Source organism: Tropicimonas sp. IMCC6043, assembly GCF_004146235.1.
Lineage (GTDB): Bacteria > Pseudomonadota > Alphaproteobacteria > Rhodobacterales > Rhodobacteraceae > Tropicimonas.
In genome coordinates, this window is record NZ_SELO01000019.1 from 44,967 (window position 1) to 57,773 (window position 12,807).

Consider the following 12,807-nt stretch of genomic DNA (forward strand, 5'->3'; position numbering starts at 1 on the left):
ACGGACCACGTGACGCTCAGCGCCATTAGGTCCTATGGCTGGCGAACAGGCCCTGAATCTTGGAGAACAGCGGGTTGGCCCGGGGCGAGATGCCGGCGGCGAGCCGTTCCACCGCGACCTCGACCGGGCAGGGCAGGCCGGTTACCGGGTCGAGATAACGCGGATAGTCGATGAGCGCAGCGTGGATCAGGCCGGCGAGGCTCGGGCGGGCGCGCCGCCGCTCGGGGACCGGCCCGAGATCCGTGGTCAGGCCCCAGCCGGCATAGAATGGCGCGCCGAGGCAGGTGACGGAACGCCCGCGCAGCAGCGCCTCGAACCCGAGCAGGGAGGTCAGGGTCCAGACCTCGTCGACAGCGGCGATGAGGGCCGCGGGGTCGGTGCGTCGGAGCGTCAGGTCGGCAAGATCGCTGTCCTCCGGAAGGGCGCCGGCGCGCAGACCCGCGTCGACATCCGGATGCGGCTTGTAGATCAGCACCGCGTCCGGATTGGCAGCGCGCACGGCCTCCAACAGAGCGCTGTTGCTGCGGATCTCGCCGCAGCCGAGCCGGATCGACTCGTCGTCCTCGACCTGGCCGGGCACGAGGATGCGGCGGCCCTTGGGAAGATCGGGCAAGGTGCCTGTGCCAGTTGTGTATTTCGTGAGCGCGGCCCGAGTGAGCGCGACCTGAAGGCGCTCGGCGCGGCGGATTGCACCGTCGGGCAGGTCGGTCGAGGCGGCGATCAATCGTTCGAGTCGGCTTTCCCGGCTTGGATCGTAGTAGATGCCGAGATCGTCGCGGACGAGCGAGATCGGCGGTACCAGTTTTGTGCCGAGCCCCCGGGAGTGCAGGAACCCGTCTTCCACGCGAAGCAGCGGCACGTTGGCGGCGGCCGCGCCTAATTCGACCTGGGGGTCGATCCGGCCGGCCCAGCCGAGGATCGGGCACCCTTCCTTCATCGCCGTGAGCACGGTCCCACCGGGCGGCAGGCCGAAGGTAAGCTTGCCCTCGCTGCCATAGAAGCGCCGCAGGTGGCCGCGCTTCCAGAGCCGCATGCCGGTCGCCACATAGCCGTGGCGGTCCTCGCGGAAGGCGCGGAGGCGGGCGTCGAAACCGTCGAGCACGTCCTCCAACTCGCAGAGCCGGTCGCGCCAGGGATCATACCAGGTCGGATGGAGGATCATCGCGGCGGCGAAGAGCTGGCTTCGGGTCAGCCGGCGCTGGCGGCGGGCGGGCGGAGCCTCGTCCTCGGTCAGGCCCCAGCCGGCATAGAAGGGTTGGCCGAAAACGCGCGGCCTGTGGCCGGCGAGGATCGCCTCGAAGCCGAATTGCGAGGAGACGGTGTAGACAGCGACGGCGCCCTCGAGAAGGCGCCAGGGCGAATGGGGTGCGGTGAGCAACGCGACTTGTTCGCTGGCCTCGCCCGGGCCGAAATGTCCGCGGCGGTGCCCAGCGCAGGTCTCGGGAAGGGAGCAGATGAGGATGCGCGCGCCCGGATGTTCGATTTGTGCAAGCGCGAGCATCTCCCGGAAGCGCTCCGGCTTAGCGCCAGCCCCTCGAATCGAGGCATCGCCGACGGTCTGGTCGACGACTAGGACATACCCCGGCTCGGGCGGGTCAAGATCGGTGTCGAACGTATTGTATTTGCTGATCTCGGACTTCCGCATGCGGGCCATCGCCGCGCGCGCGCGTTCGAGCAGGGCGGTGTCGTCGAGCGGCGCATTGGCGAGGGTCTCCTCCAGCTCGGAAGGCTGGCCGGAATCGTAGTGCACGCCCAGCCGGTCAAGCAGCAATCCTGTGGGCGCTTCGCCATCCCGCCCGGTGCGCAGCGAGCGCAGCAAGGCATCTTCGACTCGCAGGATGCGGGCGCCGGTCCGTCGCGCGACGGCTTCGCCACGCCATGCCGTGGGGCCATGGCCCCAGACGCCGATCCAGTCGTCCCGGCCGGGGCGGCCGGTGGTCACCTGCCAGCCGGCAAGCGCGAGGATGCGCCGGATGCGTCGCGTCGCGAAGCCGCCATCGTAAACGAAAAGCCGCCGGGGAGCGGATTCCGCGGAGGAATGTGGCTGCTCTGCGGTCACGCGCCGGCCCTAATTGGCCAGCGTCGCGTAGTCCGTCAGCGGGCTGAGATTACCGGTGACGGCCGAGAGAGTCTTCTGCCAGGACACGAAAGGTGCATCGGTCACGCAGAGCGTGTCGTCGTCGCGGCCTAGCCTGTCGCCCAGCCGGATCGTGTCGGAGCCGACCGGACCAGAAAAGATCTCGTTCTTGTGGAGGCCGGATCGCGGCAGGCCACAACCACCCACGGCCGGCGCCTCGAGGGGCAGGGCCACGACGCTGGCCCGGCCGGTCATGTTCACGTTCACTGCTCTGACTCCTTGGCGCTTTTTGCCTCAGCTTTTGTCGCCAACCCTACAGGACGCTTAGAAAATGGGAAGTCTGGCTCCGGGCCGCGCGGGGAGTGTTGCCGCCTGGCCGCGTGCCCGACTCCTCTGCCGTCCCTTGTGGCCGCGGTCCACCGGGCGCTCGTCGGGGCAATGCACCTCTTGCCCGGCGCGCGCTGGAGAGGTAGCTCCCGGAGCAGACAACAGGAGGCTCATCCATGTTCACCGGCATCGTGACCGACCTTGGCGAGATCAGGCATCTGGAGCGTCGCGGCGACCTCAGGGCTCGGATCGGCACCTCCTATGACATGACGCGCGTGGATGTCGGCGCGTCGATCGCCTGCGACGGGGTCTGCCTGACGGTGGTGGGCAAAGGGGCGGATTGGTTCGAGGTGGACATCTCGGCCGAGACGGTCTCGAAGACCAATATCGGCGGCTGGACCGAAGGCGGGCGGATCAATCTCGAACGGGCGCTGAAAGTTGGCGACGAGCTCGGCGGCCATATCGTCTCCGGTCATGTCGACGGGGTGGCCGAGATCCTCGCCATGGTGCCGGAGGGCGACAGCACCCGCTTTACCTTCCGCGCGCCGAAGGATCTTGCGCGGTTCATCGCGCCGAAAGGGTCGGTGGCGCTGAATGGGACCTCGCTGACGGTGAACGAGGTCGAGGGCTGCGATTTCGGCATCAACATCATCCCGCACACCAAGGAGGTGACGACCTGGGGCGCGGCGGAGGTGGGCGACGTCGTCAACTTGGAGATCGACACGTTGGCGCGCTACGTGGCGCGGCTGGCGGAGACGATTTGAGTGAGAAACCGGCGGCCGTTGGCCTCGGGGTGACCTTGGTGTTTGGCTCCATGGCGCGGGGCAAAGGCCGTTAGGCCGCCGCGCCATCGCTGGGACGCCCCCAAGGCGCGGCGATATATCGGCTCAAACGCATAGCTCTGATCCGCATAGCTCTGATCGCATTCGGTTTCGTCGTCATTTGGTGCCACGAACAACCGTCGGATCGCCGCGCCGCCGCCCGATGATGGTGTGGCTCCGCACCTGGCCCAGTGAACGACTATTCTAAGCCCCGCATTTCGCGAAACTCGCCCGAAGGTGGTCCGCCGCCGCAAGGATCGGCGCCTCCGCATCCCTCGCGACGATCATGCCAAGGGAATAGCTCGGAAGCGGTGGCAGCTTATAGGCCGGTGGTGCCTCGACGATGCGGCCGCCAAGAGCCGCGGCCGGGATCGGCGCCACCGCGAGGTCGGCCAGTACCGCGGCGCGCTGGCCGGCGAGATGGGCGCTTTGCAACGCGATCCGCCAGCGCCGTCCCGCCCGGTCGAGCGCGGCGAGGCCGGCATTGCGCCATGCGCAGCCCTCGTTCCAGACCGAGACCGGCAGCGGATCCTGCCCTGCGGCCACACCGCAGGCGCAGCTCGCCCAGACCAGCGGCTCGCGGAGCACCTCTTCAGCCGGCGTCTCCGCTGCGCCTTGCGAGGAATCCGTGACCAGCGCGATATCAAGGGCGCCTTTTTGGATGGATCTTCGGATGTTGTGGGAGTCGTTCACCACGACGTCGACCACCACGCACGGGTGACTCTCGGCGAAGCGGCGCAGCATCGGTGGCAGGAACCGTTCGATGACGTCGTCCGGCGCGCCGAGCCGCACCGTCCCACGCAATTCCGGCGCGATGAAGTGCGCCATCGCCTTGCGGTTGAACGCGAGCATGCGGCGCGCATGGGCGAGCAGGAACTCGCCGTCCGCCGTGAGAGAGACCGAGCGGCTGTCGCGCAGAAAGACGGGGCGGCCGACAATCTCCTCAAGGCGGCGCACCTGCATGGACACGGCCGAGGGCGTGCGATGCACGATGCCGGCAGCCGCGGAGAAGGAACCGCTCTCTGCGATGGCGTCGAGCGTGCGCAGAAGGTCGAGGTCGACCAGCGGGATCTGGGGTGTTGCGTGAAGGGTCATGGCGGGCCTCCAAGCTGAGCGTCAAAATTCTTGAAAGCTCAGATCAAATCATTGCGTTTGATTGAAGCATATTCTTTTCCCATTGTCACCCCAAGGCCGAACGCGCGGCCCGGACAAATTCGAAAGGACCCGACATGACCCTGACCACAGACTGGAAGATCGAGATCGTCCGGGCTCGCAAGTTCCCCGCACCGGGCCGGATTCTGAGCACGATTGGCCGGGTGCTGCGCTTCCCGCTGGTGGCCTTGCGCCGCCGCCGCCGCTACGCGCGCCTGCTCGAACTCGATGACCGCCTGCTCGACGATGTCGGCCTGCGGCGCGCCGAGGTCGAGCGGGCCTCGCAGTTGCCATTCTGGCGCGATGCGGAATCGGAACTCAGCTATGGAAGCACGCATCGGGGACGGCCCCGGCGCCGCTGAATGCACCGCGACCGAGGGGCGGAACGGAATGCGGGTTGATCCTGGCCGGTCTCCGGTGGCTAGACTGGGCCCAGCCCGTCTTTCGAGGAGACCAGGATGCTCCGCTGTCTCGCCGCGATCCTCACCTTGCTGACCCTCGCCCACCCGGCCTTCGCCGATCGCGTCGCGCTGGTGCTCGGAAACGGTGCGTATCAGGCGACCTCTCCGCTCGCCAACGCGCCGAATGATGCTGCCGACATGGCCGACCGCCTGCGGAGCCTCGGGTTCCGGGTCTTCGAGGGCATCGACCTCGGGCGCGACCAGACGCTGCAACTGGTCGATGCCTTCGCCCGGGACCTCACCCCGGAGGACACCGCGCTCTTCTACTTCGCCGGTCACGGCGTACAGATCGGGCGGCAGAACTACCTGATTCCGGTCGATGCGCAGGCCGGCGACGAGGAAGCGCTGGTCGCGGCGTCGGTCCGGCTCGACGCGGTGCTCCGGGCGATGGAGCTGCGCGCCGGCGCGCGGGTGGTAATCCTCGACGCCTGCCGCAACAACCCGTTCCTCGAGGGAAGCTCCTCGCGCTCCGGCGGGCGGGGCGAGCGCGGGCTCTCCAAGGTCGAGGCGGGGGTGGGGAGCTACATCGCCTTTTCCACCCAGCCGGGCAATGTCGCGCTCGATGGGCAGGGGCGCAACTCGCCCTTCACGGCCGCGCTTCTGGACTATATCGGCACGCCCGATGCCGATATCCACGCAGTGATGCGCAAGGTCCGCGCCTCGGTGGTCGACGCCTCGGGCGGAACCCAGATCCCGTGGGAGAATTCCTCGCTGCTCGACGAGCTTTTTCTCACCTCTGCTCCCACCCCTGCGCCGCAGGCGCCGCCGCCACAGCACCCACAATCCAAGGTTGTCCTTCCCGACGACATGCCTATGCGTCCGGCCGTCCCGAACACGCCGCGCCCGCGCATTGCGGGCGAATCCTGTCTCTCGCTGAAGGGCGGCGCGCGGCTCTGCGCCTCCTCGGTGCTGGAACCGCAATCGGGAAACCGCTACGGGCCGGAGAACCTGCTCGACGACACCGGCGCGACGGCCTGGGTCGAGGGCCAGAGCAATCACGGCGAGGGCGCCTATCTCGCCATCGACCTGCCGGAGGCGACCGATATCGCCGCCGTCGAGCTGATCAACGGCTACCCGAAATCGGACGCGACCTTCATCCGCAACGGTCGGGTGCGGCTCCTGAATGTCTATGCCTCAAACGACGAGGTCCGGACGCTCCGGCTCGAGGACCACGCCGGCTGGCAGAGCTTCCCGCTCGACGGCTTCACCGGAGTCACCTGGATCCTGCTGGAAATCGGCGACGTCTATCGCGGCCAGAAATGGCCTGACACGGCGATCGCGGAATTGCGCATCCGCTGACGCGCTTTGAGGTTGATCCGGGCGGGATTCACCCTTTTATTGCGCCGGGCAGAACCGCAAGGAGGATCCCATGACAGCCAGCTCCCCCGTCTTCGACGCCGACATCTCCGGCGCGAGCCCATTCGGGGCGCTTCCGGAATGGGATCTGACCGATCTTTATACCGCCGCTGACGCGCCTGAACTCAAGCGCGATATGGATTGGCTGGAGGCCGCCTGCCTGAGCTTTGCCGAGGATTTCGAGGGCAAACTGGCGGCACTCGATGCGAAGGGCCTGCTCGATTGCGTGTTGCGATACGAAAAGATCGACATCGTCGCGGGGCGCATCATGTCCTTCGCAGGCCTGCGCTACTACCAGAACACGTCTGATGGCGAACGCGCGCAGTTCCTTGGAAACTGCCAGGAGAAGATCACCAATTTCACCACACCGCTGGTCTTCTATACTCTTGAACTGAACCGGCTCGAGGACGCACATCTCGAGCGGCTGCTCGAGGAGAACGAAGATCTGGCGCGCTTCAGGCCGGTCTTCGACCGGCTCCGCGCGATGCGGCCCTATCAGCTTTCCGACGAGCTGGAGAAATTCCTCCACGATCAGTCGACCGTCGGCGCTTCCGCCTGGAACCGGCTCTTCGACGAGACCATGGCGGGGCTGGAATTCGATGTCGACGGCGAACGCCTCAACCTCGAATCGACGCTGAACTTCCTTACCGAACAGGACCGCGCCAAGCGGGAGGCCGCGGCACGGGAGCTGGCGCGGGTCTTCGGAGCCAACGTCAAGCTCTTCGCCCGCGTCCACAACACGCTGGCCAAGGAGAAGGAGATTGAGGATCGCTGGCGCGGCATGCCGACGCCGCAGACCGGGCGGCACCTGGCGAACCATGTCGAGCCGGAAGTGGTCGAGGCGCTGCGTAATGCGGTCGTCGAGGCCTATCCGAGACTCTCCCACCGCTATTACGACCTCAAGCGCAAATGGCTGGGGCTCAATGCGCTCGAGATCTGGGATCGCAACGCGCCGCTGCCGATGGAAGACAGCCGGACCGTGTCCTGGGAGGAAGCGAAATCGACTGTGATAGACGCCTATGCCGGCTTCTCGCCGAGGATGGCCGAGATTGCCGCGCCCTTCTTCGACAAGGGGTGGATCGATGCCGGCGTAAAGCCGGGCAAGGCGCCGGGCGCCTTCGCACATCCGACGGTGGTCGAGGTGCATCCCTATGTGATGCTCAACTATCTCGGCAAGCCGCGGGACGTGATGACGCTCGCGCATGAGCTGGGTCACGGCGTCCACCAGGTGCTGGCGGCGGGGCAGGGCGAGTTGCTGGCGGCGACGCCGCTGACGCTGGCCGAGACGGCGAGCGTCTTTGGCGAGATGCTGACCTTCCGCAAGCTGCTCGACAATGCGGCCGACGAGATGCAGCGCAAGGTGCTGCTCGCCGGTAAGGTCGAGGACATGATCAACACCGTGGTCCGGCAGATCGCTTTCTATGATTTCGAATGCAAGCTGCACGAGGCGCGCCGTCTCAGCGAACTGACGCCGGACGAGATCAACGCGCTCTGGATGTCGGTGCAGGGCGAGAGCCTGGGCCCGGCCTTCTCCTTCATGGACGGCTACGAGACCTTCTGGTCCTACATCCCGCACTTCGTCCATTCGCCCTTCTACGTCTATGCCTATGCTTTCGGCGACGGGCTCGTGAACGCGCTTTACGCGGTCTACGAGGAGGGCGACCCGGGCTTCCAGGAGAAGTATTTCGAGATGCTGAAGGCGGGCGGGTCGAAGCACCACAAAGAGCTGCTTGCCCCCTTCGGGCTCGATGCCTCCGACCCGAAATTCTGGGACAAGGGGCTTGGCATGATTTCCGGCCTGATCGACCAGCTGGAGGCGATGGAAGACTGACGGCGCAGCGACCGGGCTTGACCGGTCCGGTCCGGCGTTTCTAGAAGGCGTCAGCGCCCGTCGACGTCACCCTGTGGCGCGGCCCTGCCCGTCGGGCGCGATCTGCGCACGCACGCCGTTGGCCCAGAGCCGATAGAGGCCGGCGCGGTTTTCGGTACGCAGGAGGGTCAGGATCCGTTGCAGGTAGGGGCGATAGCTCCGACGGCGGCGGTAGAGGCGGAAGAACGTCGCGGCGTCGAGCCGTCCGTGACCAGCGGCGGAGAGCAGGAGGGCGAGCACGCCCATCCGCTCGAGATCACGCTCCGGCGCCGGCCCAAGGCGGCGGCAGCGCAGCAGGCTTTCCTCGGGGAGGTTGAAAAGGGCGGCGTGGATCGCATCGGCCGGAATTTCGGGATCGAAGATCAGGAAGACCCGGCTGGCCGCCTCGAGCATTTCGGGAGCGTAGCCGTAGCGGCTGGTGAAGTCGGCCCGCCGCAGCGCGGGATAGCGGTGATCCCACCCGGCCCGGGCGGGATCGAGTGTCGCGAGCGGGCGCGCGAGCACGACGATGGCCCCGGGAGCCGCCACCGAGAAGGCCGCCGCCGCGTAGCCGCAGGGCCCGGCGCCGTAGAAGACGACCCGTCCGAACCCGTCGAAGAAGCCGCTGTCGACCAGTTCGTCGATATAGGCAAAGACCGCCTCGGTGCGGAAGAAGCTGTCGCCTTCGCAATAGAGGCAGAGCTGCGACCAGCCTTCGCGCCCGGCGACCCGAAGCGCCTCCGGCAGGCCGACGCCATTTTCGCGCATCTCCGCGGCGGTTTCGAAGCTCACCAGGAGTGTGTCGGCTTCTTCGTCGGTGAAGACGACACCGTGCCGCGCGTCGAGGACCCGGTGCATGCCGTGGATCTCGCCATGCGCGTCGAGCCGGATCCGCCAGTCGGCGACCGTCTCCGCTGCAGTGCGCCGGTCGTCCGTTCGCGTCGGGGGGGAGGTCATCTCCATTTTCGTCGCTCTCTACGCTTCACTCTCAAATTCACCGTGTCGCTCGATGCCACGGCGAACGAGGATCGGGCTGCAATACATTCTGGCCAAAGCCGAAATCAACTCTATGTCCACGGGGAGCATATCACGTCGCCTGTCGATTGGCGGGGAAAATTTTGCGGACCCGCCACGGTCCGCCGCGGGAACACACCGGAAACGCAGGAAATACCGTTCGCGAGCCGCGGCACGGCGCCGCGCGGTCCCGGCAGGACGGCTGTACCAGGCAGTCCGCTGCCCGATTCGCGAGGATCGATGACCGGAAGGATCGGATCGAAAGTTGTGGGAAGCGTTGCGGACAGTGACAAAGGAACAAGGCCGCATTTTTCGGCTGAAGACTCCGCACTCTCTGGGGAACCGCCGGCCTTGGACATTGATCCAGCCATTCTCGGTCATACTGCGGCTTGCTGACGCGTCGCAGCGTCCGGGACGAGAGAGGAGGAAGGCCATGTCGGTCATGTTCGATACCTTGCAGTCGGCAAACGTCGCTGGCCCGGGGTGCTCGGCTGGGTGCCGGGTGAATCTTGCCACGGGCAGCGCGTCATCCCTCTGATCCTGCCTGTCAAACCGACCGGGGATTCGACCCAAATCGTGAATTTCGAAGGCAACTTGTGGCAGCACGTCGATCCGATGATAGCGGATGGTTGGGCCGATCTCGCGCTGCGGCGCGGCGGAACTTGATCGGCAAGATACTGATTACCGTGAATCTTCACTTGGGAATGACGATTTCGCTGGCAATCGGCCTCGGTTCGGTGTTGAGGTTCGCGGAACGATCGCCGGGCCGCGACGACATGCAGTGCATGTCATTCATGGCGCCCGGAATCGGTGTTTGTGTTTCTGGGGTGGTACTCGGGATCGGCAAGCGCGCACGGATATCCGCGCTGACACCTGCCTCATCGCGACATCCTCGGGACACCGGGACGCGCTGGCCTTGCCTGCCGGCCCCGGTGCCACGGCCTTTCCGGAAACCTGCGCCGATGCGATGACCATTGGCCGTCCCGATGGGTGTGCCGGTGACGAGACGGCGCCGGGTGAGATGCCCGGTCTGATATTCGGGGGGCGGCCGCCCTTTTCGGCGATATCCTGTCGGAATTCAGGAAACGCCAGCCCGGCCGCCGCCGCGAAGCCAGGTCCAGGGAGGGGACACCCGGCCGGGGAGGCGATCTCGAGATCGCCGGCCCGGCCGGACGCTTTTCGGACCTCTCGTCCAGAAACTGTCCCTTTCGGGATCACGTGATTTCGACATGCCGCGCATCCAATCTCCGGAAACATTGCCACCGAAGGCACGCTCGGTTGCCACCTTTCCCGGGCTCCAATAGGATCTCGCCAGTTCCAACACCCCCGTAGCCACGCGCGGCCGCGCCCCGCGAGGACGGGCAGACAGGGTTTCACATGCACAGGATCGTTCTGCTGGGCGCCCCGGTGGAGGAAGGCAGCGGGCGGCGCGGCTGCCGGATGGGGCCCGATGCCTATCGCACCGCCGGCATCGTCGAGGAACTGGAGGCGCTCGGTCATGAGGTCGAGGACCGCGGCAACGTCCTGCCTGCCGCGGCCTCCGACGCGGTGTCCGACACCAGCCGGCTCAAGGAACTGCAGACCGTCGCGGGCTGGACACGGTCGCTTTTCGTGGCCAGCCGGGAGTTGGCGCGCGGTCCGGCCTTTCCGATCTACCTCGGCGGCGACCACGCGCTCTCGCTCGGCACGGTGGCGGGACATGCTGCGGCGGCGACCGAGCAGGGCAGGCCGCTCTTCGTGCTCTGGCTCGACGCGCATGCCGATTTCAACACGTTCGAAACCACCGAGAGCGGCAATCTGCACGGAACGCCGCTCGCCTTCGCCTGCGGGCTTCCCGGGTTCGAGCCGCTTCTCGGGGAGCCAATTCCGGCGGTGGTCGATCCGGCCAATGTCTGCCTGCTCGGGCTTCGCTCAGTGGATCCGCGCGAGCGCGGGCTGGTTCGGGAGGCCGGCGTGGAGGCGCATGACATGCGCGCGATCGACGAGCGCGGCATCTCGGCCCTGCTCGCGCCCTTCCTCGACCGCGTCGCGGCAGCGGAAGGGCTCCTACATGTGAGCCTCGATGTCGATTTCCTCGATCCGGGCATTGCGCCGGCCGTAGGAACGACCGTTCCGGGCGGGGCGACGTTCCGCGAGGCGCACCTGGTGATGGAGCTCTTGCACGACGCAGGTTCGGTCAGCTCGCTCGATCTGGTGGAGCTGAACCCGTTTCTTGACGAGCGTGGCCGCACGGCGCGGCTAATGGTGGACCTGACAGCGAGTCTGTTCGGCCGGAAGGTGCTCGACCGGCCGACGCGGAGCTTCTGAGCGGCACCCGGCAGGGTGAAGCGTTTGCAGCGTCGTTGCACATGGCGCGCGGGCTCAACCCTGACGCGCGAGGACTAGAATGTGGTTGTTCGCGGGCATCGCGTGGCGCGCTTCGGCACGCAGCCCGTGGGCACGGCCGAGCGCCTCGATATGGGCCATGTCACGAAGGCCCCAGTCGGGATCGTCCGCGCGCAGATCCGCGTCGAACTGGCGGTTGCCTTCGCCGAAAAATTCCGTGCCATCGCGAAACGGGCCATAGAGAAAGAGGCGGCCACCCTCGGACAGTGCCTTGCCAGCGCCGGCCAGGAGGCCCTCGGTCACTTCCCAGGGCGAGATATGGGTGACATTGCCGGCGTAGATGCCGGCGAGCGGGCGCAACGCCTGGATCGCCGGCGTTTCGGCCCAGTCCTCCGTGGCGTCGAGCGTCACCGGTGGCGGCCCCGCGATGCCGAGCGCGGCCTGCCAGGCGGCAATTGACTCCAGATGCTCCGTGAAAGGATCGGAGGCGATCCAGGTCAGTGTCGGGAAGGCAAGCGTGAAGGCAGCGGCATGCTGGCCAGTGCCCGAGCCGATCTCGAGGATGTTTCCGGTCCGCCCCAGCAAATAGGCACTCAGCACCGCGATGATCGGCGGTGCGTTTCGTTCGAATGTCGGAGAGTGCAGGCGGTGGTCACCGGCAAGGCCATGATCTTTTCGCGTGAAGCGGGCGATATGGCGTTTGCCGGTTCCGGGTTCCGTCACCCGGCGCACGGGCAGACCACCATGACGATCTGTCGGTCCTCCCCGGACAGAGCTCGCACCCCGCGCACCCCAAAGGCGACTGCCGTGGCAGTCGCCGGGTGTTGGCTGACGGAGAACGCCAGGCGCGGAACGATCACTTGGTAAGCGGGCCGATCATCATGACCATCTGCCGACCCTCCATCTTGGGCATGTTCTCGACCTTGCCCAATTCCTTGATATCTTCGGCGACCCGCTCGAGGAGGTCACGGCCGAGATTCTGGTGCGCCATCTCGCGTCCGCGGAAGCGGAGCGTGACCTTCACCTTGTCGCCGTTCTCGAGGAAACGGGTCACGTTGCGCATCTTGACGTCGTAGTCATGAACATCGGTGTTGGGGCGGAACTTCACCTCCTTCACCTCGATCGTCTTCTGCTTCTTGCGCGCCTCGGACTCGCGCTTCTGTGTCTCGTATTTGTATTTGCCGAAATCCATGATCTTGCAGACCGGCGGAGTCGCGTTCGGCGAGATCTCGACCAGGTCGAGGCCGACCTGTTCTGCGAGTTCCATGGCTCTGGCCGGAGAAACCACGCCGACATTCTGGCCTTCGGGGCCGATGAGGCGGATTTCGTTGGCCCGGATGCGTCCGTTCACGCGGGGGCCGGTGTCGCGCGTGGGAGGCGCGTTGTGGGGTCTGCGGGCTATGACAAGCGTCCTTTCTGTCGTTT

Annotated in this window: 11 protein-coding genes; 5 read left to right on the plus strand and 6 right to left on the minus strand. The window is 66.5% G+C overall.

Annotated elements, in window-relative coordinates; translation table 11 throughout:
- Nucleotides 1–25 precede the first annotated feature (25 nt).
- Both EU800_RS16460 and EU800_RS16465 read right to left on the minus strand, forming a co-directional pair.
- On the minus strand, nucleotides 26–2,059 hold the full coding sequence (locus EU800_RS16460) for a capsular polysaccharide biosynthesis protein (protein ID WP_129634122.1): 2,034 nt from the start codon (nucleotides 2,057–2,059) through the stop codon (nucleotides 26–28).
- A 9-nt stretch (nucleotides 2,060–2,068) separates the two neighbouring features.
- Nucleotides 2,069–2,344 carry a hypothetical protein gene (locus EU800_RS16465; RefSeq protein ID WP_129634123.1) on the minus strand — a complete coding sequence of 92 codons (276 nt, stop codon included), beginning with the start codon at nucleotides 2,342–2,344 and terminating at the stop codon, nucleotides 2,069–2,071.
- Nucleotides 2,345–2,580: 236 nt separating this feature from the next.
- Between EU800_RS16465 and EU800_RS16470 the strand changes: the two genes are divergently transcribed.
- Complete coding sequence (locus EU800_RS16470; RefSeq protein WP_129634124.1) at nucleotides 2,581–3,168, plus strand: riboflavin synthase; 588 nt, start codon at nucleotides 2,581–2,583, stop codon at nucleotides 3,166–3,168.
- Between the two features lie 261 nt (nucleotides 3,169–3,429).
- On the opposite strand, the gene EU800_RS16475 is transcribed toward EU800_RS16470, so the two are convergent.
- Nucleotides 3,430–4,320 (minus strand): LysR substrate-binding domain-containing protein, encoded by an 891-nt coding sequence (locus EU800_RS16475; RefSeq protein WP_129634125.1) that lies wholly within the window; start codon nucleotides 4,318–4,320, stop codon nucleotides 3,430–3,432.
- A gap of 134 nt (nucleotides 4,321–4,454) precedes the next feature.
- On the opposite strand from EU800_RS16475, the gene EU800_RS16480 reads away from it, so the two are divergent.
- The 3 genes from EU800_RS16480 to EU800_RS16490 all read left to right on the plus strand — a co-directional run bounded on the left by EU800_RS16480 (nucleotide 4,455) and on the right by EU800_RS16490 (nucleotide 8,025).
- Nucleotides 4,455–4,739, plus strand: a complete 285-nt coding sequence (locus EU800_RS16480) for a DUF1127 domain-containing protein (protein ID WP_129634126.1) — start codon at nucleotides 4,455–4,457, stop codon at nucleotides 4,737–4,739.
- A 96-nt stretch (nucleotides 4,740–4,835) separates the two neighbouring features.
- Nucleotides 4,836–6,137, plus strand: coding sequence for a caspase family protein (locus EU800_RS16485; RefSeq protein ID WP_129634127.1), 1,302 nt, complete (start codon nucleotides 4,836–4,838; stop codon nucleotides 6,135–6,137).
- Between the two features lie 70 nt (nucleotides 6,138–6,207).
- The gene (locus EU800_RS16490; RefSeq protein WP_129634128.1) at nucleotides 6,208–8,025 is read left to right on the plus strand and encodes a M3 family oligoendopeptidase; all 1,818 of its coding nucleotides are present in this window, start codon (nucleotides 6,208–6,210) and stop codon (nucleotides 8,023–8,025) included.
- A 66-nt stretch (nucleotides 8,026–8,091) separates the two neighbouring features.
- Here EU800_RS16490 and EU800_RS16495 read toward each other — a convergent pair whose 3' ends face one another.
- Nucleotides 8,092–9,000, minus strand: a complete 909-nt coding sequence (locus EU800_RS16495; RefSeq protein ID WP_129634129.1) for a phosphoadenosine phosphosulfate reductase — start codon at nucleotides 8,998–9,000, stop codon at nucleotides 8,092–8,094.
- A 1,434-nt stretch (nucleotides 9,001–10,434) separates the two neighbouring features.
- Here EU800_RS16495 and rocF point away from each other — a divergent pair.
- The gene (gene rocF / locus EU800_RS16500; RefSeq protein ID WP_129634130.1) at nucleotides 10,435–11,364 is read left to right on the plus strand and encodes an arginase; all 930 of its coding nucleotides are present in this window, start codon (nucleotides 10,435–10,437) and stop codon (nucleotides 11,362–11,364) included.
- 54 nt (nucleotides 11,365–11,418) lie between these two features.
- On the opposite strand, the gene EU800_RS16505 is transcribed toward rocF, so the two are convergent.
- Together EU800_RS16505 and infC are read right to left on the minus strand one after the other, a co-directional pair.
- Nucleotides 11,419–12,114 (minus strand): DUF938 domain-containing protein, encoded by a 696-nt coding sequence (locus EU800_RS16505; protein WP_165354700.1) that lies wholly within the window; start codon nucleotides 12,112–12,114, stop codon nucleotides 11,419–11,421.
- Between the two features lie 124 nt (nucleotides 12,115–12,238).
- Nucleotides 12,239–12,784 (minus strand): translation initiation factor IF-3, encoded by a 546-nt coding sequence (gene infC / locus EU800_RS16510; RefSeq protein ID WP_129634132.1) that lies wholly within the window; start codon nucleotides 12,782–12,784, stop codon nucleotides 12,239–12,241.
- Nucleotides 12,785–12,807: the final 23 nt, after the last annotated feature.